Origin of the sequence: Pseudomonas sp. BTN1, from assembly GCF_001907715.1 — a bacterium.
Classification (GTDB): Bacteria; Pseudomonadota; Gammaproteobacteria; order Pseudomonadales; family Pseudomonadaceae; genus Aquipseudomonas; species Aquipseudomonas paracarnis.
Genome location: NZ_MPBM01000015.1, coordinates 30,993 through 56,121 on the forward strand (window position 1 = coordinate 30,993; position 25,129 = coordinate 56,121).

Annotated in this window: 21 protein-coding genes; 6 read left to right on the top strand and 15 right to left on the bottom strand. The window is 60.5% G+C overall.

The window, feature by feature from the left end; translation table 11 throughout:
* Positions 1 to 52 precede the first annotated feature (52 nt).
* The 11 genes from BMH52_RS05855 to BMH52_RS05905 all read right to left on the bottom strand — a co-directional run bounded on the left by BMH52_RS05855 (position 53) and on the right by BMH52_RS05905 (position 13,959).
* Complete coding sequence (locus tag BMH52_RS05855; RefSeq protein ID WP_014719357.1) at positions 53 to 400, bottom strand: flagellar protein FlaG; 348 nt, start codon at positions 398 to 400, stop codon at positions 53 to 55.
* Between the two features lie 76 nt (positions 401 to 476).
* Positions 477 to 2,201, bottom strand: a complete 1,725-nt coding sequence (locus BMH52_RS05860) for a flagellin (RefSeq protein ID WP_014719358.1) — start codon at positions 2,199 to 2,201, stop codon at positions 477 to 479.
* Positions 2,202 to 2,465: 264 nt separating this feature from the next.
* Positions 2,466 to 3,395, bottom strand: coding sequence for a ketoacyl-ACP synthase III (locus BMH52_RS05865; protein ID WP_014719359.1), 930 nt, complete (start codon positions 3,393 to 3,395; stop codon positions 2,466 to 2,468).
* Between the two features lie 276 nt (positions 3,396 to 3,671).
* Positions 3,672 to 5,282 carry a flagellar hook-associated protein 3 gene (locus tag BMH52_RS05870; protein ID WP_072433693.1) on the bottom strand — a complete coding sequence of 537 codons (1,611 nt, stop codon included), beginning with the start codon at positions 5,280 to 5,282 and terminating at the stop codon, positions 3,672 to 3,674.
* 14 nt (positions 5,283 to 5,296) lie between these two features.
* Positions 5,297 to 7,342, bottom strand: a complete 2,046-nt coding sequence (flgK, locus tag BMH52_RS05875; RefSeq protein ID WP_032902462.1) for a flagellar hook-associated protein FlgK — start codon at positions 7,340 to 7,342, stop codon at positions 5,297 to 5,299.
* Between the two features lie 10 nt (positions 7,343 to 7,352).
* Positions 7,353 to 8,612 carry a flagellar assembly peptidoglycan hydrolase FlgJ gene (gene flgJ / locus BMH52_RS05880; RefSeq protein WP_072433692.1) on the bottom strand — a complete coding sequence of 420 codons (1,260 nt, stop codon included), beginning with the start codon at positions 8,610 to 8,612 and terminating at the stop codon, positions 7,353 to 7,355.
* Between the two features lie 4 nt (positions 8,613 to 8,616).
* Positions 8,617 to 9,726: a flagellar basal body P-ring protein FlgI gene (locus BMH52_RS05885; protein WP_161981170.1), complete on the bottom strand. Its 1,110-nt coding sequence runs from the start codon at positions 9,724 to 9,726 to the stop codon at positions 8,617 to 8,619.
* Between the two features lie 6 nt (positions 9,727 to 9,732).
* On the bottom strand, positions 9,733 to 10,428 hold the full coding sequence (gene flgH / locus BMH52_RS05890) for a flagellar basal body L-ring protein FlgH (protein ID WP_014719364.1): 696 nt from the start codon (positions 10,426 to 10,428) through the stop codon (positions 9,733 to 9,735).
* Between the two features lie 52 nt (positions 10,429 to 10,480).
* Positions 10,481 to 11,266: a flagellar basal-body rod protein FlgG gene (gene flgG, locus BMH52_RS05895; RefSeq protein WP_003192986.1), complete on the bottom strand. Its 786-nt coding sequence runs from the start codon at positions 11,264 to 11,266 to the stop codon at positions 10,481 to 10,483.
* 62 nt (positions 11,267 to 11,328) lie between these two features.
* Positions 11,329 to 12,069: a flagellar basal body rod protein FlgF gene (locus BMH52_RS05900; RefSeq protein WP_003192988.1), complete on the bottom strand. Its 741-nt coding sequence runs from the start codon at positions 12,067 to 12,069 to the stop codon at positions 11,329 to 11,331.
* Between the two features lie 327 nt (positions 12,070 to 12,396).
* Entirely contained in the window at positions 12,397 to 13,959 is a 1,563-nt protein-coding gene (locus BMH52_RS05905) for a sigma-54-dependent transcriptional regulator (RefSeq protein WP_072433691.1), read from the bottom strand.
* A 257-nt stretch (positions 13,960 to 14,216) separates the two neighbouring features.
* Between BMH52_RS05905 and phhA the strand changes: the two genes are divergently transcribed.
* The 3 genes from phhA (at position 14,217) to BMH52_RS05920 (ending at position 16,656) form a co-directional block, all read left to right on the top strand.
* A complete protein-coding gene (gene phhA, locus BMH52_RS05910) occupies positions 14,217 to 15,008 on the top strand; it encodes a phenylalanine 4-monooxygenase (RefSeq protein ID WP_014719366.1) in 792 nt (263 codons plus the stop codon).
* Positions 15,009 to 15,106: 98 nt separating this feature from the next.
* Entirely contained in the window at positions 15,107 to 15,463 is a 357-nt protein-coding gene (locus BMH52_RS05915; protein ID WP_003192995.1) for a 4a-hydroxytetrahydrobiopterin dehydratase, read from the top strand.
* A complete protein-coding gene (locus BMH52_RS05920) occupies positions 15,463 to 16,656 on the top strand; it encodes an amino acid aminotransferase (RefSeq protein ID WP_073843155.1) in 1,194 nt (397 codons plus the stop codon). The genes BMH52_RS05915 and BMH52_RS05920 overlap by 1 nt, the downstream gene beginning before the upstream one ends.
* Positions 16,657 to 16,832: 176 nt before the next feature.
* Here the strand turns inward: BMH52_RS05920 and BMH52_RS05925 are convergent, their stop codons facing one another.
* Entirely contained in the window at positions 16,833 to 17,642 is an 810-nt protein-coding gene (locus BMH52_RS05925; RefSeq protein WP_014719368.1) for a UDP-2,3-diacylglucosamine diphosphatase, read from the bottom strand.
* Positions 17,643 to 17,779: 137 nt separating this feature from the next.
* Between BMH52_RS05925 and BMH52_RS05930 the strand changes: the two genes are divergently transcribed.
* Positions 17,780 to 18,529 (top strand): AraC family transcriptional regulator, encoded by a 750-nt coding sequence (locus tag BMH52_RS05930; protein WP_014719369.1) that lies wholly within the window; start codon positions 17,780 to 17,782, stop codon positions 18,527 to 18,529.
* A 100-nt stretch (positions 18,530 to 18,629) separates the two neighbouring features.
* A complete protein-coding gene (locus tag BMH52_RS05935; RefSeq protein WP_019818408.1) occupies positions 18,630 to 19,511 on the top strand; it encodes a DMT family transporter in 882 nt (293 codons plus the stop codon).
* A 2-nt stretch (positions 19,512 to 19,513) separates the two neighbouring features.
* Here the strand turns inward: BMH52_RS05935 and BMH52_RS05940 are convergent, their stop codons facing one another.
* Positions 19,514 to 19,801 carry a SelT/SelW/SelH family protein gene (locus BMH52_RS05940; RefSeq protein WP_014719371.1) on the bottom strand — a complete coding sequence of 96 codons (288 nt, stop codon included), beginning with the start codon at positions 19,799 to 19,801 and terminating at the stop codon, positions 19,514 to 19,516.
* 83 nt (positions 19,802 to 19,884) lie between these two features.
* On the opposite strand from BMH52_RS05940, the gene BMH52_RS05945 reads away from it, so the two are divergent.
* Positions 19,885 to 22,074, top strand: a complete 2,190-nt coding sequence (locus tag BMH52_RS05945) for a patatin-like phospholipase family protein (RefSeq protein WP_073843157.1) — start codon at positions 19,885 to 19,887, stop codon at positions 22,072 to 22,074.
* Positions 22,075 to 22,194: 120 nt separating this feature from the next.
* Here BMH52_RS05945 and BMH52_RS05950 read toward each other — a convergent pair whose 3' ends face one another.
* Both BMH52_RS05950 and recQ read right to left on the bottom strand, forming a co-directional pair.
* On the bottom strand, positions 22,195 to 22,629 hold the full coding sequence (locus BMH52_RS05950; protein ID WP_003193007.1) for a MarR family transcriptional regulator: 435 nt from the start codon (positions 22,627 to 22,629) through the stop codon (positions 22,195 to 22,197).
* A gap of 121 nt (positions 22,630 to 22,750) precedes the next feature.
* Entirely contained in the window at positions 22,751 to 24,880 is a 2,130-nt protein-coding gene (recQ, locus tag BMH52_RS05955; protein ID WP_073843159.1) for a DNA helicase RecQ, read from the bottom strand.
* Positions 24,881 to 25,129 lie beyond the last annotated feature (249 nt).

Below are 25,129 nucleotides of genomic sequence, written 5' to 3' on the forward strand. Positions count from 1 at the left end.
TTTTTGGCGCTTATACGCCTAGACCGCAATCAGAAACATGTTTCGTGCCAACTCAAGCCTTGCTATCAAACAGCAGGCTGCCGGCATCGCTCAGGTTCTGCGCCAATTTCAGCGCGGTCTCCGATGGAATCTGTCGAATCACTTCACCACTGTCAGTGGCGATCACCTTGACCACTACCTTGCCGGTAGAGTCATCGATGGAAAAATCCAGGTTGCGCTGTGAAGCCTGCACAAACTCACGCATATCGGTAACAGCCTTTTCCAGCGCCACGCGCTGCGGCTCTTCACTTTTGATCGGCTCATTGCTGGCCACAGGCTTGGCCTGGGTCACCACTGCGCCAAGGTTGGCCGGGGCCGTGGCTGCGGGGTAAGACGAGGTCAGCTTGATGCTCATGTCCATGTCACCACCTCCAAACTGAAAAAACGGAAGGGCACGTTGTTAAACGCACCCTCCCGTTATTTAACCGCTAGCGCTATTACTGAAGCAGCTTCAGAACAGACGATGGCAGTTGGTTGGCCTGGGACAGGATCGCAGTGGAAGCCTGTTGCAGGGTTTGTTGCTTGGTCAGCTCAGCGGCTTCAGAAGCGAAGTCAGCGTCTTCTACGCGGCCTTTGGCAGCGGAGGAGTTCTGCGAAATGCTCTGCAGGTTGGCCACGGTGCTGGCGAAGCGGTTTTGTACGGCACCCAGCTGCGAACGCTGGCTGTCGATCTGCTGCATGGCGTCGTCCAGAGCTTGAACAGCCTGCTGCGAAGAAGCGGCAGTCAGAATGCTCAGGTCGGAAACGCTGGTTTCCATGGTGACGGCGGTTTTGGTGCCGGCCGTGGCAACAGCTTCCAGACCCAGAGCCTTCAGGCCAGTACCGGCACTACCGTCCTTGATAGTAATGTCTTTGTCAGCGAACAGGTTCAGGGTGCCGTTAGCGTTTTTGCTGGCTTGAACACCGGTGCTTGCGCTGTTGATCGAAGAAACGATCGCGTCAGAGGTGTCGCCCTTTTTGAACTTCACTTCAACGCCGTTTACGTCAATCGAAGTATCAGCGGTGAGTTTAGCTTGAGAAGTACCTGCCGAAAGGCCCAGCTGCGACAGCGAACCGCTAGCAGTATTTGCCAGCTTGATATCTTTACCATCGCCGGACGTCAAAACTACACGACCGTCTGTGAATGCAGCGGTGGCGCCAGTGCCAGCCTCAGCAGCAATTTTCCCCAACACCACTGACATTGCGTCATTCGCGCCCCATGTCACTGCCGCACCATTAACAGTGATACCACCGCCAGCCCCCATAGGGGTCGCAGTTGTTACAGGAGCAGCTGCTACTGGTGTGGCCGCAGGAGCGGCGGTCAAGCCAAGTTTCGCCAGAACCGTGCCACCAGACTCTTCAACAGTGAAGTCCGATTTCGAAGTCAGGGTCAAAATACCGGTGGTAGCATCAGCAGTAGCTGTAACTCCGGTTTTAGCCGTTTGCTTATTGATCTCAGTTGCAGCAGCTGTACCAGCAGTCGCAGCTGTTGAAGTAAGAGTCAGTGTGATGTCTACACCGTTGATGCTAATTTTATCGCCAGCCGCAGTACCTGCTGCCGGAGGCGCAGTACCAGTCACGGCAGCTTTAGTGCCACCGATGTTGGTACCAGTAGCAGTAGCAGCCAAGCCTGTCATCGCAGCGCCATCTACAGCAGCTTCTTTGTAGTTACCCTTCAGCGCAGTCGAGCTGATATCGGTCATACCAAACGAGATAGTCTCGTTGGCGTTTGCGCCGATCTGGAACGCTACGTTGCTGAACGAGCCGTCCAGCAGGTTACGACCACCGAAGGTGGTGGTGCTGGCGATACGGTTCAGCTCGCCCACTTTAGCGGTGAATTCTTGCTGCAGGGAAACACGGTCAGCGTCGCTTTTATCACCGTTGGCCGCTTGCAGGGCGAGTTCACGCAGACGCTGCAGGGTGTTGGTGGATTCTTGCATCGCGCCTTCAGCGGTCTGGGCAATCGACACGCCGTTGTTGGCGTTGGCGATGGCAACGTTCAGACCTTTGACCTGGTTGTTCAGACGGTTAGCGATCTGCATGCCGGCAGCGTCGTCTTTGGCGCTGTTGATTTTCAGGCCGGAGGACAGACGGTTCATCGACTGGCTCAGAGCGTCGGAAGCTTTGTTCAGGTTCTTCTGGACACCCAGGGAGGTGATGTTGGTGTTTACTGATAATGCCATGACGAAATCCTCGTGGTTTGGATACTGCGGCTTCCGGCCCTGGCGACCGCCGGGTGTGGCCTAGAGAACCTACGTAATAGTTATCGTCGTGGTAGCCGGTTGCTTGAGGATTTTTTTGATTTTTTTTAGTAGCCCTGTGCCAGCCCTTGTATTTCAAGGGCTTATGCAGGCGCAGAAGCCCGGTTTCATTGGCTTTTCTGGCGCCAATAAAAAAACGCCGATGATCATTCGATCATCGGCGTTTTTTGTGCAGCGGCTAATGCATCACGGACGATAGAGAATCGCCGAGCCCCACGACAGGCCCACGCCAAAGCCGCTGATTGCCACGCGCTTCCAAGTGGCGTCCATCACGTGCTTTTCCAGCAGCAGCGGGATGCTCGACGACACGGTGTTGCCGGTCTCGACCATGTCCTTGATGAACTTGTCCACCGGCGCTTCTTCAAAACGGCGCGCCACGGCGTCGACGATGGCCGCGCTGCCCTGGTGGATGCAGAACGCATCGATGTCATCGGCCTTGAGGTCCGACTCTTTGAGCAGCTCGTGCAAGTGCGCAGGCACCTTGAGCAAGGCGAAGTTAAACACCTGGCGGCCGTTCATGAAGAACACGCCGTCGCTGACCTTCAGGTGCGGTGCGCCGGAACCGTCGGTGCCGAACTTGGATTTGCCCAGCAGCCATGGCGCGTCCTCGCCCATCCAGGTGGCGGTGGCGGCATCGCCGAACAGCATGGTGGTGTTGCGGTCTTCCGGGTCGACAATCTTGGAATACGGGTCGGCGGTGATCAGCAGGCCGTTTTTCAGGCCCGCGGCTTCCATGAAGCCTTTCATCGCGTAGATGCCGTAGACGTAGCCGGAGCAGCCCAGGGAAATGTCGAAGGCGGCCACGTGAGTTGGCAGGCCCAGTTTGTCCTGCACGATGGCGGCGGTGTGAGGCAGGCCCTCTTCATCGCCATTCTGGGTGACGACGATCAGCGCGTCGATGGATTCGCGCTTCAATTGCGGGTTGTTGGCAAACAAGGCGTTGACCGCCTCGACACACAGATCCGAGGTTTCCTGTGCCGCTTCCTTGCGCGGCAGGAACGCCGAGCCGATCTTGCCGATGATGAACTCTTCATCCTTGGCGAACTTGGCACCCTGGGCGTAGTTATCGATCCCGTCCGCCGGCACGTAACTGGCGATGCTTTTTATGCCAATCATTGTGGCTTCCCAATACTAAATAGCTGGAGAACACCCCTCGGGCTATGCCGGAAGTGCTGACAATAAAGGGGATAACCCCATAAAAATCCCGCTGAAAGCCGCCCGATGAAGGCCCTGTGACGACTTATCCTTTTCACACGATACAGTGAAGATGCGCTTTATGACTCACAGGTCACTCAATTTTGCGTGGTTTATGCAAAACGTTTCAACAATTAAGCCCCCGAAACGACAACGGCCCGCCCTGTTTCCAGAGCGGGCCGCTTGACTGAACGCCGTTTACATCTTGTTGAACAGGCTCAACTGCGAGATTTTCACGAAGGCCAACTGCGAGGCCTGCAACATGGTTTGTTGCAAGCTCAGGTTGATGGCGGCTTCGGCGAAGTCGACATTGCCCAGGGCATTCATGGTGGTGGTATTGGCCAGGTCCAGGCTGACGTTTTCCTTGGACTGAATGTCCAGGCCATTGAGGCGCGCGCCCAGGGAGCCACGCGCCTGGTCGATCTGGCCGTAGGCATTGGTCAGGTTGCCAATGGACTTGGCCACCACATCCTTGAGCTCCTTCTGCGCCGCTGGGTTGCCGTCTGACGGCGTTTCCAGGATTTTGCGCAGATGGCTCAGGGTGTCGAGGACGTTCTCGTTCTTGTTGCTGGTGGCACTGATCGCAAACTGGTCGCCGGCTGCCGGTGCCGGTGCGGTGGTGACATCAAAGGTCACCCCTGCCGCCGTGAGGGTGGTGGCGCCGGCCGCCAGGGTGCCACTGGCGATGGATTTGCTGTCTGCGCTATACGGCTGGGCATACAGGTCATAGGCGCCGGCGGCACCGAACTTCACGATCACGCCCGAGTTGGGAAAGGTGCTGGCGTACGCCGCCGGATCGCTCACCGTGCCGCCGCTCAGTTGCGCGGTGGACGGATTGCTCGGGGTGCGCGAAACGCTGAAGGTGTCCGGCTTGACCGACAGGCTGAACTCGCGATCCTTGACGATGGCGTCCGACGGCGCGCCTGGCAGTATGTCTTTGCCCAGTGCGTCTTTGCCCAGGTTCAAGCCAATGTCGAACTTGACCCCGCGCAGGTTGATAGTCGAGCCGCCTTCCTTGGTGGCATCGAAAGTGCCGTTGCCTGGAATCTCCGAAGTGATGTCCTTGCCAGCATTGTCCGTGACCACGTATTGGGTGCTGCTGGTGAAGGTCAGCTTATACGGCTGACCATCGGAAAAGCTGCTGTTATAGCTGCTGTTGGCCGCGATCAGCCCGGCAGATACGGTGACCTTGCCATCGTCGACCGCTGGCGGCACGAGGATCGGCGCGGTTTGCGTACGGCCCGTATTCGCTGAGCTTTCAAGCATGCTCTTGGCGGTATTGCCCATGGCAACCGACAGGTTCTCTGCGATCTGCAGGCTCAACGGCGTGTCATCGCCCTGGTAACTGTAGGTGCCGTCATTGTTGCGGGCGTAGGGCGGCGTATCGGTCTTGCTGCCGGAGAACAAGTAATTGCCGCTGGCGTCCTTGGTATTGAGCAGGCCCAGGATCTGGTCTTCAATGGCGCCAATCTCGGCGGCCGTCGACTTGCGGTCAGCGTCGCTGATGCCGACGTTACCCGCCTTGAGCGCCAACTCACTGGCCCGTTGAATCGCGATATTGATATTTTCCAGCACGCCGTCCTGGGTGGTCAGCGAGTTTTTCAGGGTGTCGATGTTGCCATTGAACTGCGCCAGCATGTCTTTCTGCTGCTGCAGCATCAACAACCGCGCCGCCGCCACCGGATCATCTGCGGCGGTTTGCACGCGCACGCCGGAGCTGGCCTGGTCCTGGGCCTTGACCACGCTGGAATAGTTGCTCTGGTACTTGGCAGAGCTGGTCTCGAAATACTGCTGTGTAGAAATACGCATCGTCCCAGCCTCCCTTAAAGAGCATTCATCAGTGTGGTGAAGGTTTCCTGCGCAGCCTTGATGATCTGCGACGACGCGGTGTAGTACTGCTGGAACTTGATCATGTCGCCCGCTTCATCATCCAGGTTGACCCCGGATACCGAGTTGCGTGCTTCCTTGTTGGCGCTGAGCAACGCACCGGTGGCGGCGGTGTCGACCCCGGCCTGGCTGGCCTTGGCACCCACGGTCGAGACCAGCTTGCTGTTGGCACCCACCAGGCTGGTGCCCGCGTTGCCCTCGCCCATGCCGACGGTGGCCTTGGTTTGCAGGTTCAGCAGTTCCTGGGCGTTGCGACCGTCGGATTTGCCGCCACTGTTGAAGGCGAAGGTGGTGCTGTCGCCGTCTGCCGGGGAGCCGTTGACGGTGGTGTCGAACTTGAAGCTCTTGCCGGGAATGGCGGCACCGCTGGCGTCGCGCATTGGCACGTCCACGGTGATCTTGTTGCCCTGCCCCGGAATGATCGAGCCGGTGCCAATCGGGTTGCCCTTGGAGTCGCTGATCGTATACGACTGCGTTCCGTCGGCGGCAGGCTTGCCGAACACCATCTTCACCGGCATCGAGTTTTCAATACCGGCGCGCAACTGGGCAGTGTCAGTGCCGCCATGGATATCCAAAGGCACTGTCAAAGCCGGCTGGGTAAAGGTGCCCGTGCCACTGTTGGTCTTGCTGCTGGTACCTGCCAACGGGCCGGCAAACGCCAGCTTGTTCGCATCGGTGAGCGCCACGCCAATACCGCTGGCGCCCGTGGCGGTGGGGCTGACCTTGAAGCTGTCGCCAAACGCCATGGTGCCCTTGCCGTCCAGCGCCAGGGTGAAACCATCCAGGGTCGGCGGCGGTGTAGCGCTCATGTCAAAGGTGCCCATGGCCTTGCCGTCCGAGCGCAACACCGTGATCTTGTTAGGATCGGTCTTGTCGCTGAAGGTCACGGTGTAGTCAAACGTGGACAACTGACTGCTGTCCTTGATCGTCACGTTCAGGTTGCCCGCGCCGGCGCTGTTGCCCGAGGCACCCTGGCTGCGCGAGGCAATGGCGGCCGCGCTGTTGATGTCTTTGAACAGCGAAACGCCAAAGTCACCATTGAGGTCCAGGCCCTGGCCCAGCTGGCTGTTGAGCGTATCCGCGGTGGCAATGGCGATACGCCCCAGCTCATTGATGGCCGGCATCAAGGCATCGCTGCGATAGCGCAACAGGCCACCGATGCTGCCGCCGCTGATCACCGAGCCCAGGTCTAGGCTGGTGCCGTTCATGTCCAACTGGATGGTGTACTGGCTGTTATCGGTTTTGCTTGGTGCCGCGGAAATCTTGTTGGAGATCCCGCCCTCTACCAGGGACTGGCCGCTGCCGGTGGTCACGCTGAACTGGCCGTTTTTCTCGGTGGCCGTGACACCGATCAACTCATTGAGCGAGCGTACTGCCTCGTTACGCGAGTCCAGCAGGTTGGCTGGGGCGCTATTGGAGCTGCCCTGGGCCTGGGAGATCTGCTGGTTAAGCGAGGCAATCGAGGCGGTCAATTGGTTGACCTGATCAGTCATGCTGCTCAGTTGGTTGTTGATGGTCTCTTTCTGCTGGGTCAACTGCGTGGAGATTGAGTTGAAACGGCTGCTCAGGGTCTGGGCGTTGGTCACCAGCAATTGGCGGGCCGACAGGTCGCTGGGGTTGGACGCGGCGGTTTGCAGGGTGGCGAAGAACGAACTGAGCACTGAGGACAGACCGGTGGTTTTGTCCGACAGCACTTTGTCGACGGCCCCCACCTGGTCCAGGTACGCCTTGGCGTCGTTATTGAGCGCCGTGCTGTTCTGGTAAGCGGTGTCCAGGTACTCGTTGTACACCCGGCGCACATCGGCCAGGGTGGTGCCGCTGCCGATGTACACGCCGCCGAACGGGTTTGATGCGTTGGTATTTTGCGTGGTCTGCTGACGCGAGTACCCTGGGGTATTCACGTTGGCGATGTTATTACTCAAGACCGACAACGATCCTTGAGCGGCATTGAGCCCTGACATCCCGATACTGAGCAAACTCATGGTTCAGACCTTATAAATGTGTGGTTGCGCCAGCGGCAGCGTAGTTCTGGTAACTGTTCATGTTTTTTGCGATCTGCGAAATCTTGCTGGCGTAATCCGGGTCGGTTGCATAACCGGCTTTTTGCAACTCGCGTACAAACTGTTCCGGGTTGTCGGCTGATTTCACAACTTCTTTATAGCGATCATGGCTTTGCAGCAAAGTCACGAGGTCGTGGAAGCTGTCCTGATACGAGCTGTAGGAACGGAACTGCGCCGTTTCCTTGACCATCGCACCATCGCGAAACTCGCTGGTGATCGCCCGGGCCTGACCGCCCTGCCAGCTCTGGCCAGCCTTGATGCCGAACAGGTTGTGGCTGCTACTGCCGTCCTCGGCGCGCATCACCGATTTGCCCCAGCCGGTTTCCAGCGCGGCCTGGGCCACGAGATATTTGGGGTCGATACCGATACGTGCGGCGGCGGCCTTGGCCATCGGCAGCATAGTGGCGACGAATTCATCCTGGGAGCTGAAGGCTTTCTTGGCCGGCGCCAGCGGTGGCTGGGCAATGGCGCGGCCATACACCTGCATGCGCCCGCTCGGCACGGCAAAGCTACGCGCGCTGCTGTTGATGACCGTGTCGTCGGCAGCGCTGTTACGCAGGGGCGCGGCTTTGGCTTCGACCGGAGCGTTCGGCACGATGCCGGCCAGCAGGCGGTCGGCCAGCCTGCTGGGCAAGGCGATACGGCGCTGGTTCATCAGTTCCATGTCGTTGGCATGGGTGCTGGCGCCCTCAGGCACGGCCACGCGATACGCCCACAAAGGCCGCTGGCCATTGGAGCGGCCCAACGGGCCTTCGGCCTGGGTACCGGCGGCAATCTCGGTCGGCACATCGACTTTCTTCGCCGACGCATCCGCCGCCGGGCCTTGCAAGGTCGCGGCCTGGGCCTCCACCGGCTTGTTCTTCTGCATCTGGCGCATCAGCACATCGGCCAGGCCGATACCACCGCCTTCGCGGGACATCGACACCGCCAATTGCTGGTCGTACATTTCCTGGTATTGCTTGGCGGCCGGGGTGTTCAGCGGGTTGTCCTTGCCCAGGGCCTCGGTGGCCGAACGCATGGACTTGAGCATCTCGTTCAAAAACAGCGACTCGAATTCCTGCGCCACTTTGCGCAGGTTGCCTTCACTGTTTTTGTCGTCGCCGACCTTGAGCTGGTTAAGCCGGTTCAGGTCGGAGTAAGACCCCGAGTCCGCCGTGCTGCTGATACCGCTCTTGCGCATATCCATGGCCATGGCCTCAGATCACGATCAGGTCGGCTTGCAACGCGCCGGCCTGCTTCAAAGCTTCGAGGATCGCCATCAAGTCGCCGGGCGCAGCGCCCACCTGGTTCACCGCACGGACAATCTCGTCCAGGGTGGTGCCGGGGCCGAACTTGAACATCGGCTTGGCTTCTTGCTGGGCATTGACGCGCGAGCGCGGGACCACGGCCGTCTGGCCACCGGACAACGGCCCAGGCTGGCTGACGATCGGGTCTTCGGTGATGGTCACCGTCAGGCTGCCGTGGGTTACCGCCGCTGGCGAGACCTTGACGTTCTGGCCGATCACGATGGTGCCGGTGCGCGAGTTGATGATGACTTTCGCTACGGCCTGGCCTGGGTCCACTTCAAGGTTTTCCAGGATCGACAGGTAGTCCACACGCTGGCTTGGGTCCAGAGGCGCAGTGACGCGAACCGAGCCGCCGTCGATGGCCTGGGCCACGCCAGGGCCGAGCATGTCATTGATCTTGTCGACCACGCGCTTGGCGGTGGTGAAGTCGGAGCGGTTGAGGTTCAGGGTCAGGCTGTTGCCCTGGTTGAAACCACTCGGCACGGTGCGTTCAACCGTGGCGCCACCGGGGATACGCCCGGCCGACGGCACGTTGACGGTGATCTTCGAGCCGTCGCGGCCTTCGGCGTCAAAACCGCCGACCACCAGGTTGCCCTGGGCAATGGCGTAGACGTTGCCGTCGATACCTTTGAGCGGCGTCATCAGCAAGGTGCCACCGCGCAGGCTCTTGGAGTTACCCATGGACGACACGGTGATGTCCACCACCTGCCCCGGCTTGGCAAACGCGGGCAGATCGGCGCTGATCGACACCGCTGCGACGTTCTTCAACTGCACGTTGCCCGAGCCTGGCGGCACTTTGATGCCGAACTGCGAGAGCATGTTGTTGAAGGTTTGCAGGGTGAACGGCGTCTGGGTGGTCTGGTCACCCGTGCCGTTGAGCCCCACGACCAGGCCATAGCCGATCAACTGGTTGGAGCGCACGCCGGAAATACTGGCGATGTCCTTCAGGCGCTCGGCATGGGCCACAGCGCTCAAGGCCAGCAAAAGCGTCATCGCCATCAGCTGTTTGAACTTCAAAATGGCCACCTAGAAAGGGAACAGCGGGCTGAGGAAGAAGCGGTCGAACCAGCCCGGCTGGCTCGCATCGGCAAACGAACCGGTGCCCGAGTAGGTAATGCGTGCATCGGCAATGCGCGTCGACGGCACGGTGTTGTCGGTGGAGATGTCATCGGCGCGGACCATGCCGGCGATGCGCACCAACTCGTCGCCGGTGTTGAGGGTCATCCACTTCTCACCACGCACGGCAATGATGCCGTTGGGCAATACGTCGGCGACGGTCACGGTGATCGAACCGGTCAGGCTGTTGCCCTGCCCTGCCGCGCTCTTGCCGTTGGTGGCACGGTCGCCGCTGTAGCCGGCGTCCAGGCTCAGGTCACCACTGCCCAGCGGGTTGTTGGTGTTCAGGCCGCCGCCGAACAGCGAGGTCAGGCCGATGCTGGTCTTGCTGTTCTTGCCGATCTGCGAGTTGGCGTTCTTGCTGGCCTGGGTCTTCTCATTCAGGGTAATGGTGATGATGTCACCGACCCGGAACGCCTTGCGGTCGCTGTACAGGTTCTGCTCGAAACCAGCCTGGTAGATCGAGCCATTGTTGGCCGCCGCCGGCAGCGGTGTGCGTGGCAACACCGGCGCGTAGTACGGGTCATTGGGCTTTGGCGTGGGGGCGACACAGCCCGCAAGCACGGCGATCCCACTCAATGCCAACACACAAACATAGCGATTCATGACCCTAACCTCACGGTGTTGCAGGCACCCTCAAGGGCGCCCCATAGACTGATTACAGATTTTGCGTAACGAACGAAAGCATCTGGTCGGCGGTGGAAATCACCTTGGAGTTCATCTCGTAGGCGCGCTGGGTGGTGATCATGTTGACCATCTCCTCAACGGTGCTGACGTTGGAGGTTTCCAGGGTGCTTTGCAGCGTGGTGCCGAAGCCGTTCAAGCCAGGGGTGCCGATTTGCGGCGCGCCACTGGAGGCGGTTTCCAGGAACAGGTTGTTGCCCATCGCCTGCAGGCCGGCCGGGTTGATGAAGTCGGCGGTTTGCAGGTTGCCGATCACTTGGGAGGCCGGGTTGCCAGCAACGGTGATGGACACGGTGCCGTCGTTGCCGACGGTGAAGGTCTTGGCGTCGGGCGGCACCACGACAGCAGGCTCCAGGGCGAAACCGTTGGCGGTCACGATCTGGCCGTTGGAGTCCAGGTGGAAGGTGCCGTCACGGGTGTAAGAGGTGGTGCCATCCGGCTGCAGTACCTGGAAAAAGCCGCGGCCGTTGATCGCCATGTCCAGAGGCTGGCCGGTTTGCTGCAGGTTACCGGCGCTGAAGTTTTTCTGGGTGCCGACGATCTGCACACCGGTACCCAGTTGCAGGCCCGACGGCAGTTCGCTGTCCTGGGTCGACTGGGCGCCCGGTTGCTTCTTGATCTGATAGAGCAAGTCCTGGAACTCGGCGCGGTCACGTTTGAAGCCCGTGGTCGACACGTTTGCCAGGTTGTTGGAAATGGTCGTCAGGTTGGTGTCCTGGGCGGACAGGCCTGTCTTGGCAACCCATAGAGCCGGAAGCATGCTGTTCTCCTTCGTGCGCCGGATGGTTGGCGCTGCGTTGCAAATTAGTTAATGGGCTTGGATCAGCTCATCTGCATGACGCGCGTCATGGCCTGGTCGTCTTCTTTAGCGCTGTTCATCATCTTGATATGCAGCTCGAACTGCTTGGCCAGCGCCAGCACCGCGGTCATTTCTTCCACGGCATTGACGTTGCTCGCCTGCAGGAAACCCGAGGTCAGCCGCACATTCGCGTCGGCCTGGGCCGGTTGGCCATCCTTGGTGTGGATGGTGCCGTCCAGGCCCTTGGTCATGTTCTTGAGGTCAGGCTGGACCATCTTGATACGGTCCACTTCCGCCATCACCCGCGGACCTTCGCCCATGGCACGGATGCTGATGGTGCCGTCCGAACCCACTTCGATTTTCTGCTGGGGCGGCACGGCAATCGGGCCACCGTTGCCCATGATCGGCATACCGTTGCCGGCCCGCAGCACGCCCAAGGCATCCACGTTCATGCTGGCGCTGCGCACGTAGGCTTCGCCGCCATCGGGGGTTTGCACCGCCATCCAGCCGTCGCCGCTGACGGCCACGTCGAGGTCGCGGCCGGTTTCGATCATCGCGCCCGGTGAAAAGTCGGTAGCCGGACGTTCGGTCATGGCAAACGCCCGCGCCGGAAAGCTGTCACCGAACACCGGCATCGAACGCGCCTGTTCCAGGTCGCGCTGGAAACCGTTGGTGGAAATGTTCGCCAGATTGTTGGCATGGGCCTTCTGCGCCAGTGCATTCTGGCTGGCGCCGGTCATTGCCACATAAAGGTACTTGTCCACGCTCTATCCTCTTTCTGACGGACGCTTGCCGCCCACCGCTGTACTGAGGAGGCTTAAGCAATTTGCGAACCAACTTTTCAAAAGAGACCAAAGTCCAAGCGCGGCGGGGGTTTCGTAGAGGTAGCTGAAATAGCGCGGGACGAAACAGTCGAAAAAACGGCGGACTACTGCCGCCTGCGGCAAACACCGGCCTGGAAAACGACAGAGCCCAAATGTGGGAGCGGGCTTGCTCGCGAATACGGCAGGTCATTCAACATATCAGTGACTGAGCCACCGCATTCGCGAGCAAGCCCGCTCCCACATTTTTGGCCGCGTTGAATCAGCGAACTATTTATCGGCCTTGAGCACTTCGTAATCACGCAGCTTGTTGGCAATGGTGGTGTGGGAAACTCCCAGGCGCTTGCCTAACTGGCGGCTGCTCGGGTGTTCGGCGTACAGGCTTTCCAACACCGCCTTCTCAAAGCGCCCGACGATATCCTCCAGGCTCCCCTCCAGGGAAAAATCACCCAGCGGCTGACGCACGCCGTAATCGGGCAAGCGAATATGCTCAACCTTGACCGTGCCGCCTTCGCACAACGACACCGCCTGGAACAGCACGTTTTCCAGTTGCCGCACGTTGCCTGGCCAGTGGTAGTGGCTGAGTTTGTCCATGGCCGCAGGGGCCAGCCTGGGCAGTGGGCAACCGATCTGCCGACTGGCCTGGTCGAGAAAGTGCTCGACCAACGGCGCGAGGCCATCCAGGCATTCGCGCAACGGCGGGATATGCAACGACAGCACATTCAGCCGGTGATAAAGATCCTGACGAAACTCCCCCCGGGCGCAGAGTTCCGACAAGTCCATCTGGGTCGCGCAGATCACCCGCACGTCCAGGTACACCTCTTCATCACTGCCCACCCGGCGAAAACAACCATCCTGCAAAAAGCGCAGCAGCTTGACCTGCAAGCGCGCGCTCATTTCTCCCACGCCATCCAGAAACAAGGTACCGCCCGCCGTCAGCTCAAGCAGGCCCAATTTACCTTCCGCCCGCGCCCCTTCAAATGCGCCGGGGCCATAGCCAAACAGTTCAGTCTCGGCCATCGACTCGGGCAACCCCGCGCAGTTGAGCGCCATCAACGGCGACTGCCCCCGCGGGCTGGCCAAGTGGCAGGCCCGGGCCAACAGCTCCTTGCCGGTGCCGGTTTCGCCTTCTATTAATAGCGGCGCATCCAGCGGCGCCATGCGCCGCGCTTCACGCACCACCGCGGCCATGACCTTGGAGCTTTGGAAGATGCTGTCGAAACCGCGCAGCTCTTGCTTGCGCACGTTATAGATACGCTCACCGACACGGTCGGCACGGTGCAGGGTGAGCACGGCGCCGGCCATGGCTTCGCTGTCGTCGTGCTCGGAGGATTGCAGCGGCGCGATATCCGCCAGAAATACGTCGCCCTTGACCTTGACCCGCAGGCCATTGATTCGCGACTTGCTGGCGCGCACCAGTTCCGGCAAGTCAAAATCCTCGGCATAACGCGACAGGGGAATCCCCGGCACTTCATCTACCCGCACGCCAAGCAACTGCGCCGCCGCCCGGTTGGCGGCCACAATGGAGCCGCCCATATCAATGGACAGCACCGGGAACTCCAGGGCACCGAGCAACGCATTGAGTTCCATATGCCGCCGCTCGCTGGGCATCAGCCCTACCCGCTTGACCCCGAACACCCCGGCAATCGCCTCGAACTGCGGGCGCAACGCTTGGAATTGCATGTTCACCAGGTTGGGGCAGAACAGGTAGATGGCATTGCCATGCTCACCGCCGACTTCGCCCTTGGCGACGTTGACGCCGTACTCCACCAGCAGGTTGAGGATGTCCCGCAGGATGCCGATGCGGTTCTGGCAGTGCACTTTGATACGCATGGAAAAACTCGAAAAAGGAGTAGGCGCCGCGTCTTTTTGTTGCCAGGCGCAGATAGTCGTCAAGATTATGTGACAGCACGGCAGCTATTCCCAGCCCATAGCTGCGAGAAACGAGCCTATCGTAACGAATTCTTTACGAATATCGGTAATTTTTCCTACATGCATTCGCTAAAGGCTGATGGAATCCTGCGCCTATCCGGTTATCAATAGAGGCATCCCAGGACATAACAAGAACGAATGCCTAGCAGGAGAGCCGTATGAAGCAGACGCAGTACGTGGCCCGCGAGCCCGATGCGCAAGGTTTTATCCACTACCCGCCAGAAGAACACGCGGTGTGGAATACCCTGATCACTCGTCAGTTGAAGGTGATTGAGGGCCGCGCCTGCCAGGAATACCTGGACGGCATCGACAAGCTCGGCCTGCCCCTGGACCGCATCCCCCAACTGGGCGAGATCAACAAGGTGCTGGCCGACACCACCGGCTGGCAAGTCGCCCGCGTGCCGGCGCTGATTCCCTTCCAGACCTTCTTTGAATTGCTGGCCAGCAAGCAGTTTCCGGTGGCGACCTTTATCCGCACCCGTGAAGAACTGGACTACCTGCAAGAGCCGGATATTTTTCACGAGATCTTTGGCCACTGCCCGCTGCTGACCAACCCCTGGTTCGCTGAATTCACCCACACCTACGGCAAGCTCGGCCTGGCGGCCACCAAGGAGCAACGGGTGTACCTGGCGCGCCTGTACTGGATGACCATCGAATTCGGCCTGGTGGACACGCCTCAGGGCCGGCGTATCTACGGTGGCGGCATTTTGTCGTCGCCTAAAGAAAGTGTGTATTGCCTGTCGGACGAGCCCGAGCACCAGGCCTTCGACCCGCTGGAAGCGATGCGCACCCCCTATCGCATCGACATCCTGCAACCGCTGTACTTCGTCTTGCCCGAGCTCAAGCGCCTGTTCGACGTGGCGCAGGAAGACATCATGGGCATGGTCGAGCGCGGCATGCAGTTGGGTCTGCACGCACCGAAATTTCCGCCCAAACCCAAAGCCGCGTGAACCTCACGTTTTAAGGCCAGGTGAGTCTGTTCCCTGGCCCCGCGTTGCTTTAGGGTAACGCCACTGACCTTCAATCATTCGAATTCAGGACACCTTCCATGACCACCTTGAACCAAGCCCACTGCGAAGCCTGCCGCGCCGATGCCCCGCAAGTCAGCGATGAAGAACTGCCGGTGCTGATCAAGCAGATCCCTGACTGGAACATCGAAGTGCGCGATGGGGTGATGCAGTTGGAAAAGGTTTTCCTGTTCAAGAACTTCAAATTCGCCCTGGCTTTCACCAACGCCATGGGTGAAATTTCCGAAGCCGAAGGCCATCACCCTGGCCTGCTCACCGAGTGGGGCAAAGTCACCGTGACCTGGTGGAGCCACTCCATCAAGGGCCTGCACCGCAACGACTTCATCATGGCCGCGCGCACCGACGAAGTGGCCAAGACTGCCGAGGGTCGCAAGTAATGCATTTCGATGCCATCGACCGCGTGCCCGGCGACCCGATCCTCGGGTTGATGGACCTGTATACCCAGGACGCCAACCCGAACAAGTTCGACCTGGGCGTAGGTGTCTATAAGGACGAGCAAGGCCTGACGCCGATTCCCCACTCGGTGAAGCTGGCGGAACAGCGCCTGGTCGACACCCAAGTGACCAAGACCTATATCGGTGGGCATGGCGATGCAGCCTTCGGCAGCCTGATCAGCCAACTGGTGCTCGGCGCCGACTCGGCCTTGCTGCGTGACCGCCGCGCTGGCGCCACGCAAACCCCAGGCGGCACCGGCGCCCTGCGCTTGAGTGCCGACTTTATCGCTCACAGCCTGCCGGGCCGTGGCGTGTGGCTGAGCAACCCGACCTGGCCGATCCACGAAACCATTTTTGCCAAAGCCGGGCTCAAGGTCAGTCATTACCCTTACGTGGGCAGCGACAACCGCCTGGATGTGACGGCGATGCTGGCAACCCTGTCCAGCGTGCCCAAGGGCGACGTGGTATTGCTGCACGCGTGCTGCCATAACCCGACCGGCTTTGACCTGTCCCAGGATGACTGGCGCCAGGTCTTGCAGATCGTGCGTGAACGCCAGTTGCTGCCGCTGATCGACTTCGCCTACCAGGGCTTTGGCGATGGCCTGGAACAGGATGCCTGGGCGGTGCGCCTGTTTGCCGCCGAGCTGCCGGAAGTGCTGATCACCAGCTCCTGCTCGAAGAACTTCGGCCTGTATCGCGACCGCGTGGGTGCATTGATCGTCTGTGCGGCGGATGCCAAAAAGCTCACCGATGTACGCAGCCAACTGGCGAATATCGCTCGCAACCTGTGGTCGACACCGCCGGATCATGGCGCCGCCGTGGTGGCGACCATCCTCGGTGATGCACAGCTGAAAAAGCAGTGGAGCGAGGAAGTCGAGGCCATGCGTTCGCGGATCGCCCATCTGCGCGAAGGATTGGTGGAAGCGCTTGCGCCCCATGGCCTGGCCGAGAAATTCGCACATATCGGCACGCAGCGTGGGATGTTTTCCTATACCGGCTTGAGTGCCGAGCAGGTCAAGCAACTGCGCGAAAAGCACAGTGTGTATATGGTCAGTTCGGGGCGGGCTAACGTGGCCGGTGTTGATGCAACGCGCTTGACGTTGCTGGCTCAAGCCATCGCCGACGTTTCCAACTGAAGCAACAGGATTACGTGTGGGAGCTGGCTTGCCTGCGATGGGGGTGGTTCAGTTGCAGATTAATTGCCTGGCCCACCGCCATCGCGGGCAAGCCCGCTCCCACAGGGGATTGATGCCGGACGCTGAATCCGTGTGCGATACCTAGCCAGCGCCCACTTTTATAAGCACGCAGGGCTTCAGCCAGCGACCATTTCGGCCTTTAGCAGTGCCTCTTTGGCCTGCGCATCCGCCAACCGATACAACTCGATATGCCCATCCCAGTGCTCGATCAAGGCCGTGCACGACTCCACCCAATCCCCGCAGTTGAGGTAATCCACCTCGCCCACCTTGCGAATCTCGGCATGGTGAATATGCCCGCACACCACCCCGTGCAATTCACGCTTGGTCACCTCGTGGGCAATCGCCTCTTCGAAATCGCTGATAAAACTCACTGCCGTCTTGACCTTGTGTTTCAGGTACGCCGACAGCGACCAATAACCGTAGCCATACCGCGCACGCCAGTGGTTCAGCCAGCGGTTCAGCGTCAGGGTGAATTCGTAGGCCGAGTCGCCGAGGAAGGCGAGCCAGCGGTGATAGCGCGTGATCACATCAAACTGGTCGCCATGAATCACCAGCAAATGGCGGCCATCGGCGGTGACGTGTACAGCCTCATCGACCAACTGAATATTGCCCAGGATCAGCTTGGAATAGCGACGCAGGAACTCGTCATGGTTGCCGGTGACATAGATCACCTCGGTGCCACGTTTGGCCATGGTCAGCAAGCGGCGGATCACGTTGGTGTGAGCCTGGGGCCAATACATGCCACCGCGCAGTTTCCAACCGTCGATGATGTCACCGACCAGGTAGACCTTGTCGGCATGGTAGCCCTTGAGAAAGTGCGACAGGTGTTCGGCCTGGCAATCCCGAGTGCCCAGGTGCACGTCGGAAATCCACAGGGTTCGCACCCGTTGCTTGCGGCTGGGCTTGGTGAACTCGGCACGGGTCATGGGCATCCCTCGACGCTGTTTTGGCGAGCTTGCGCCTTGGCGATTAATAGCCCATGACAAGCGTGCGTCAGTCTGATGACAGCGCCCGCGGCCTGCCAAGCGTTGTAGACTGACGGCTTGCCGCCCTGGAGACCGCGATGAGCCCGACCCTCACGCTACGCCACTACCTTGAAGCGCCCATTGCCCACAGCCATGACCATGCGCAGTTGGTGTTCGGCCTTTCCGGGCACCTGGACCTGGAAGTCGATGGCCGTGGCAGCCAGGTGCGCGAAAGCAGCGTGATGGTGCTGCCCTTCTCCACCCACCACGCCTGCATCAGCCGCGATGGCAGCCGCTGCCTGGTGCTGGATGTGCCGACCGAGCACTGGGTGGTGCAATCCTTGGGCGAACATGCCGATGCCAGCCGCCGCTTGCTCGACCAACCCGCACGCCTAGCGCTGGATGCCCGGCAACACCAACTGGTGCAGTGGCTGGCACAAAGCCCGGTGCACGACCCGCTGATCGTCCAGCAAGGCGCCGTGTTGTTACTGGCCAGCCTCAACCACCCTCAGGGTCAACCGCTGCCTGGCCGGCGTCTGCCTTATGCCGCGTTCAATAGCCATATCGAGCGCCATGCGGCGCGTCCGCTCCAGGTGGCCGACCTGGCGCGGATTGCCGATTTGTCCGTGCCGCGCCTGCATGCACGGTTTATGGCTGAGTGCGGGCAAACGCCGATGGACTATCTACGCAGTCGTCGCTTGCATATGGCGCTCAGGCTTTTACGCGAAACCTCCCTGCCCATCGGCGAGATTGCCGAGCGCGTCGGCTACGCCTCGCAAAGTGCATTTTGCGCGGCCATGCTACGGGCCTTTGGCGCCTCGCCCGGGGCGTTGCGTCGGGCGGGCTAGCAAGAGTCTTGCGCTAAAAATCACCCAGCCCGCGACAGACGCCCATCCTCCAACCCTCTAGACTGCGAGGCTGTCACCCCCTGTTGGATCAAGGATCGCAATGACTCCCCGCTCAGCCCTTGGCGCCCTGCATATCGGCGCACTGATGTTTGGCCTCACCGGCGTATTCGGCAAGCTGGCGGCGGCCTCCCCTGCCATCATCGTATTCGGCCGGGCCGCGTTTGCCGTGCTGGCCCTGGCGGTATTCGCCCGCTTTGCCAGCAACGCTCCCTGGAAAAAACTGGAGATGCGTGATTGGCGTCGCCTGCTGGTCAGCGGCGTCGTGCTGGCCGCCCATTGGGTGACGTTCTTTATCGCTGTCAAAGTCGCGGGTGTGGCCGTGGCGACCCTGGGGTTCACCGCATTTCCGGCCTTTACCGTAATCCTTGAGGGGCTGATTTTCCGCGAGCGCATTCGCGCCAATGAAGTGCTGCTGGTGGTGCTGGTCACCGTTGGCCTGGTGCTTGTGACCCCGGATTTCAATCTCGCCAGCGAGGCCACGGGCGGGCTGCTGTGGGGCATCGCCTCGGGCCTGTTGTTCTCGTTGTTGTCGCTGAACAATCGCGCCAGTTCAGGGCGCATTCCTGCGGTACAGGCCGCGCTGTGCCAGAACGTCGTGGTCGCCGCGCTCCTGCTGCCCGTGGCCGCGCCGGGGTTGGCGGATGTGCGAGGGATAGATTGGCTGTGGATCGGGCTGCTGGGGGTGTTTTGTACCGGCCTGGCCCACAGCCTGTTTGTCGCCAGCCTTGCGGTGATCAAGGCGCGCACCGCGTCGGTGGTGTTTGCGATGGAACCGGTCTACGGCATCACCGTGGCCTGGCTGTTGTTTGCCGAAACCCCGACCCTGCGCATGCTGCTGGGCGGCGCCTTGATCATCGTCGCCATCGTGCTCTCCGGCCTGATGGGCAGCGCCAGCCAGGCCAAGCAACCGGCGCCGGCCTGACTTCAGACGGTACGGTCGTTATGCCCGAGATCGCGCTGCGGGTCGATCTGGTCGCGCACTCGCTGCTTGAGCACCTTGGCCTCGGGAAAACCGCCATCGGCCTTGCGCTCCCAAATCTGCACGCCATCGCAGGTAATGCGAAAGGCCCCGCCGGTGGCTGGTTCCAGTGCCACGCGCCCCAAGTCATCGGCAAAGGTGCTGAGTAGCTCCTGGGCCAGCCACGCGGCGCGCAGCAACCACTGGCACTGGGTGCAATAGGTGATCACGATCTCGGGTTTGCATGCAGACATCATTAAGCGGCTCCTGGCGTAACAGGCTCAGCGAATCGGGTGGCTATAATAGCGGCCTTTGTCGCCCAGCCACGAGATTGATGATGCGCCGCCTGCTGTCTTGCCTGTTCCTGTGCCTTGTCCCCCTACTTGCCGACGCGGTAGAAGCCCCCCGCCCGAAAATCGGCCTGGTGCTGTCCGGCGGCGCTGCCCGTGGCCTGGCGCATATCGGCGTGCTCAAGGCGCTTGAAGAGCAAGGTATTCATATCGATGCGATTGCCGGCACCAGTATGGGCGCGGTGATTGGCGGGTTGTATGCGTCGGGCTACAAAATTGACGAGCTGGAGAAGTTGGCGCTGGGGATCGACTGGCAGCAGGCCCTGTCCGACGCGCCACCGCGTGAAGATGTACCGTTTCGGCGCAAACAGGACGACCGGGATTTCCTGGTCAAACAAAAACTCAGTTTCCGCGACGATGGCAGCCTCGGCCTGCCGCTGGGCGTGATCCAGGGCCAGAACCTGGCGTTGCTGCTGGAAAGCATGTTCGCCCACAGCAGCAACACGCGTAATTTCGACAAGCTGCCGATCCCCTTTCGCGCCGTGGCTACCGACATCACCACCGGCGAAAAAGTAGTCTTCAGCAAAGGCCACCTGCCCCAGGTGATACGCGCCAGCATGTCGATTCCCGCGGTGTTCGCCCCGGTGGAGCTGGATGGCCGCCTGCTGGTGGACGGCGGTATGACCGACAACATCCCGTTGGATGTGGCGCGGGAGATGGGCGTCGATATTGCTATCGTGGTCGACATCGGCACCCCGCTGCGCTCGCGCAAACAACTGGCCACCGTGGTGGACGTGCTCAACCAGTCCATCACCCTGATGACCCGGCGTAACTCCGAGGAACAACTCAAGGCCCTGAACCCCAAGGACGTGTTGATCCAACCGCCGCTGGCCGCTTATGGCGTCACCGACTTTGGCCGCGCCAAGGACATGATCGATGCCGGCTACCGCGCCACCCGTGCCCTCGACGTACGCCTGGCACACCTGCGCCCTGCCGAACCCATCGACGCCGACCTGATAGCCGCCCGCACACCGGGCGAACGCACCCCGGTAATCACCGCAATCCAGGTGGAGAACGACTCCAAGGTCAGTGATGACGTCATCCGCTATTACATTCGCCAGGGGCTGGGAGAACCGTTGAACCTGGGCCGCCTGCAATCAGACATGGGCACCCTGTACGGCCTGGATTACTTCGAGCAGGTGCAATACCGCGTGGTAAAAAAAGGCCAGGACAACACCCTGGTGATCAGCGCACGCGGCAAGCGCAGCGGCACCGACTACCTGCGCCTGGGCTTGAACCTCTCGGACGACATGCGCGGCGACAGCGCCTTCAACCTCGGCGCCAGTTACCGCGTGAACGGCATCAACCGCCTCGGCGCGGAATGGCTCACACGGGTGCAGATCGGTGATCGGCAGGAGCTCTACAGTGAGTTCTACCAACCCATGGACACCGGCTCACGCTACTTTGTGGCCCCCTACATCAGGGCCGAGGCACAGAACGTCGAGCTGATCCTGGACAACGACCCCATCTCCGAATACCGCCTGGAACGCTATGGCTTCGGTTTGAACGTGGGCCGGCAGATCGGCAACAGCGGCGAGATCCGCTTTGGCGTGGGCGAAGCCTGGGGCAAGGCGGACGTGCGCATTGGCGACCGCGACCTGCCAAGCGTGAGCTTCAGCGAAGGCTTCTATGAGCTCAAATACTCCTTCGATTCCCTGGACAACGTGTACTTCCCCCACAGCGGCGAAGACATCGGCCTGGCCTTTCGCGAGTTCGAACCCGGCCTGGGCTCGGACCAGCGCTACCGCCAGTGGGAATTCAAGCTGGACAAGGCCATGAGCCACGGCCCGGACACCCTGATACTGGGCGGCCGCTATGGGCGCACCCTGGACGATTCGGATGTGGTGATTTCCAGCTTCCTGCTAGGAGGCGCACGGCAATTATCAGGCTTCCGCCAGGATGCGATTTCGGGGCAGAACATCAGCCTGATGCGCGCGGTGTACTACCGCAGGCTCACCCCCCGCTCTTACCTGCCACTGGACTTCCCGTTGTACCTGGGTGCATCCCTGGAACGGGGTCGGGCGTGGAACAACGATAACGAGTTCGACAGCGGCTATATCAACGCCGCGAGTATTTTCCTGGGGTTTGATACACCCTTGGGGCCGCTGAGTTTCAGCTATGGGTTCAATGATGATAATCAGAAGGCGGTGTACTTGAACCTGGGCCAGACGTTCTAAGAAGCCGAACACTAAACCCAATGTGGGAGCTGGCTTGCCTGCGATAGCGGTGCGTCAGCCAGCTAATCCCTTGACTGAATGTCCGTCATCGCAGGCAAGCCAGCTCCCACATTATTTAGATCAGGACTTTTCCAGGTTCGCCAGGATGTGCTCATGCACCCGCATGCACACCCGCAGGTCTTCCTCATTCACGCCCACGAACAACTCATGGCGCAACGCCGTGGCGATGGTTTCGATCTGGTCGATCAGCGGTTGGGCGGTATCGCACAGCAGGATACGTTTGGCGCGGCGGTCTTCCACCACGGCTTGGCGTTGCACCAGGCCCTGGCCTTCCAGGCTATCGAGCAGACGGGCCAGTGTGGGCCCTTCCACGCCGACACTTTGGGCCAATTCACGCTGGGTGGGTGCTTCGACAAAACGGGCCAGGTGCAGCAGCACCAGCCAGCGCGCCTGGGACAAGCCCAGCCCCGCCAGCCGGCGATCCAGTTCGGCGCGCCAACCTCGGGACATTTGCGCCAACTGCATGCCAAAACGGTGTTGATCGGTTAACGGCATAAAAAACTCATGTTTAAGACTGAAAATAAAGTATGGCTAATTATTAGTCAGCTAAGCATGAGCCCTGTCAGTAGGCAAGGCCCGCTATGTACTGATTCGTTACATTGTCGTAATTGGCACACTAAATTTCGAATTCCGACTGCAAAGCACCACGCACGCAGTACAAAACGCCTTCCGGAACACGCCCGGTAAATAACGGCGCAATCTCCGTGACAGCTGGCAATTCGCCTTCTCCATCGAGAAAAGCGTCCTGGATTTCACCGAGCAAATCTTCAGGCAAATCAAGGGCCTGCTCCAGCGATAATTGCTGCTTGCCGATGGCTTCGGCGAGCAAGGTGTATACGTTTTTTTCCGAGCAGTGCAGCTGGCCGGCGATCTGGATCGGGGTCATGCCGGCGCGGGCCAGGCTGATCAGTTCGTGGCGAATATCGGCGATTTCCTTCGGCGCTTCGGCCTGGCCGCCGAGCACTTCCAGGAAGGCCTGGCCGTAGCGTTCCAGTTTACGCGCGCCCACACCGCTGACCCGGGCCATCTCGGCCATGGTGGTGGGCTGCTCACGAAGCATCTCCAGCAAGGTGGAGTCGGGGAAGATAACGTAGGGTGGCACGCTGTGCTCCTGCGCCAGTTTGCGCCGCAGGGTGCGCAAGGCTTCCCACTGTTCGCGTTCTTCACCCCGCACCAGTTGGCTGGCCTGGCTAGTACTGCTGCTTTTGGCGGTGGTCTGCGGCTTGAGGTCACGGCGCAGTTCCAGGCTCACTTCGCCCTTGAGCAAGGGCCGGCAACTGTCATTCAGGCGCAGCCCGCCGTAGCCTTCGATATCGATGTCGACCAGCCCACGGGCAACCATCTGGCGAAACAGCGAACGCCACTCACCTTCGGCGCGAGCTTTGCCGACACCGTACACCGAGAGTTTCTCGTGGCCGAAGCTGCGGATTTTTTCATTGTCCTTGCCCAGCAGTACGTCCACCAGATGGCCCACACCATAACGCTGGCCGGTGCGATAGATCGTCGACAACGCCTGGCGCGCCGGCTCGGTGGCGTCCCAGGTTTGTACGCCGTCGATGCAGTTATCGCAGTGGCCGCAGGGTTCAGGCATGTCTTCGTCGAAATACGCCAGCAGGGTCTGGCGGCGGCAGCGGGTCTCTTCGCACAACGAGAGCATGGCATCGAGCTTGTGCTGTTCCAGGCGTTTGTGGCGCTCGTCGCCCTCGGAGTTCTGCAGCATCTGCTTGAGCATCACCACGTCTTGCAGTCCGTAGACCATCCAGGCATCCGCCGGCAGGCCATCGCGGCCGGCACGCCCGGTTTCCTGGTAATAGGCCTCAAGGGACTTGGGCAGGTCCATGTGCGCCACGAAACGCACGTTGGATTTGTCGATGCCCATGCCAAAGGCGATGGTTGCCACCATGATCAGGCCTTCCTCGTTCAGGAAGCGTTTCTGGTGCGCTGATCGCGTTTCATTGGGCAGGCCGGCATGGTAAGGCAGTGCCGGGTAGCCTTGTTCACAGAGGAACGCCGCGACCTCGTCGACTTTCTTGCGCGACAGGCAGTACACGATGCCCGCGTCACTGCGCCGCTCGGACAGGAACGCCAGCAACTGCTTGCGTGGCTGCTCCTTGGGCACGATGCGGTAGAAAATATTGGGCCGGTCAAAACTCGACAGGAAGCGCTCGGCGTTCTGCAAATGCAGGCGCTCTACGATCTCTTCGCGGGTCCGCTTGTCGGCGGTGGCGGTCAGCGCGATACGCGGCACATCGGGAAACAGTTCGGCCAATTGGCCAAGCTGCAGGTATTCGCGACGGAAATCGTGACCCCATTGCGACACACAGTGGGCTTCGTCAATGGCGAACAGGGCGATTTCCAGGCTCTGCAAAAAAGCCAGCATGCGTGGCTGCACCAGGCGCTCCGGCGCCAGGTAGAGCATTTTCACCTCGCCACGCTTGATGCGTGCGGCCAGGTCGCGCTGCTGCTCGGCGCTGAGGGTGGAGTTCAACGACGCGGCGGCGACACCGAGTTCTTCAAGGGTGGCGACCTGATCGTCCATCAACGCAATCAGCGGCGACACCACCACGGCCAGGCCATTGCGCAACAGCGCCGGCACCTGGAAGCACAGCGACTTGCCGCCACCGGTAGGCATCAGTACCAGGGCATCGCCGCCACTGGCCACGCGCTCAATGATCGCACCCTGGCGGCCACGAAAACTGTCGTAGCCGAAGATGTCCTTGAGGACGCGTTGAGCCTGCTCGAGCATGTAAAACTCCAAAATGGTGCCGAAATCCCTCTATACAGGCTGGCCGAAAAAATCCCCGTTCACGAAAAATAATCCGTAAGCGAAGTTTTCCCGGATTGGCGCTGGGCCTGTAGGGGCATCACAAAACGCGGCAGTATACCCGAGCGTTATCCACCAAAGGGCGCGACTGACGAATAGACGCACCAGGCTAAAACCGGGCAAATATGCCGTGCGGCTGGCCTGGGCGCTCAAGAAAGCCTAGAATTCAGC

Excerpts from the sequence above, each read along its gene's own strand:
- BMH52_RS05855 (WP_014719357.1), bottom strand. The coding sequence starts at position 400 with ATGGACATGAGCATCAAGCTGACCTCGTCTTACCCCGCAGCCACGGCC.
- BMH52_RS05860 (WP_014719358.1), bottom strand. The coding sequence starts at position 2,201 with ATGGCATTATCAGTAAACACCAACATCACCTCCCTGGGTGTCCAGAAG.
- BMH52_RS05865 (WP_014719359.1), bottom strand. The coding sequence starts at position 3,395 with ATGATTGGCATAAAAAGCATCGCCAGTTACGTGCCGGCGGACGGGATC.
- BMH52_RS05870 (WP_072433693.1), bottom strand. The coding sequence starts at position 5,282 with ATGCGTATTTCTACACAGCAGTATTTCGAGACCAGCTCTGCCAAGTAC.
- flgK (WP_032902462.1), bottom strand. The coding sequence starts at position 7,342 with ATGAGTTTGCTCAGTATCGGGATGTCAGGGCTCAATGCCGCTCAAGGA.
- flgJ (WP_072433692.1), bottom strand. The coding sequence starts at position 8,612 with ATGGCCATGGATATGCGCAAGAGCGGTATCAGCAGCACGGCGGACTCG.
- flgH (WP_014719364.1), bottom strand. The coding sequence starts at position 10,428 with ATGAATCGCTATGTTTGTGTGTTGGCATTGAGTGGGATCGCCGTGCTT.
- flgG (WP_003192986.1), bottom strand. The coding sequence starts at position 11,266 with ATGCTTCCGGCTCTATGGGTTGCCAAGACAGGCCTGTCCGCCCAGGAC.
- BMH52_RS05905 (WP_072433691.1), bottom strand. The coding sequence starts at position 13,959 with ATGCGTATCAAAGTGCACTGCCAGAACCGCATCGGCATCCTGCGGGAC.
- phhA (WP_014719366.1), top strand. The coding sequence starts at position 14,217 with ATGAAGCAGACGCAGTACGTGGCCCGCGAGCCCGATGCGCAAGGTTTT.
- BMH52_RS05915 (WP_003192995.1), top strand. The coding sequence starts at position 15,107 with ATGACCACCTTGAACCAAGCCCACTGCGAAGCCTGCCGCGCCGATGCC.
- BMH52_RS05920 (WP_073843155.1), top strand. The coding sequence starts at position 15,463 with ATGCATTTCGATGCCATCGACCGCGTGCCCGGCGACCCGATCCTCGGG.
- BMH52_RS05925 (WP_014719368.1), bottom strand. The coding sequence starts at position 17,642 with ATGACCCGTGCCGAGTTCACCAAGCCCAGCCGCAAGCAACGGGTGCGA.
- BMH52_RS05930 (WP_014719369.1), top strand. The coding sequence starts at position 17,780 with ATGAGCCCGACCCTCACGCTACGCCACTACCTTGAAGCGCCCATTGCC.
- BMH52_RS05935 (WP_019818408.1), top strand. The coding sequence starts at position 18,630 with ATGACTCCCCGCTCAGCCCTTGGCGCCCTGCATATCGGCGCACTGATG.
- BMH52_RS05940 (WP_014719371.1), bottom strand. The coding sequence starts at position 19,801 with ATGTCTGCATGCAAACCCGAGATCGTGATCACCTATTGCACCCAGTGC.
- BMH52_RS05945 (WP_073843157.1), top strand. The coding sequence starts at position 19,885 with ATGCGCCGCCTGCTGTCTTGCCTGTTCCTGTGCCTTGTCCCCCTACTT.
- BMH52_RS05950 (WP_003193007.1), bottom strand. The coding sequence starts at position 22,629 with ATGCCGTTAACCGATCAACACCGTTTTGGCATGCAGTTGGCGCAAATG.
- recQ (WP_073843159.1), bottom strand. The coding sequence starts at position 24,880 with ATGCTCGAGCAGGCTCAACGCGTCCTCAAGGACATCTTCGGCTACGAC.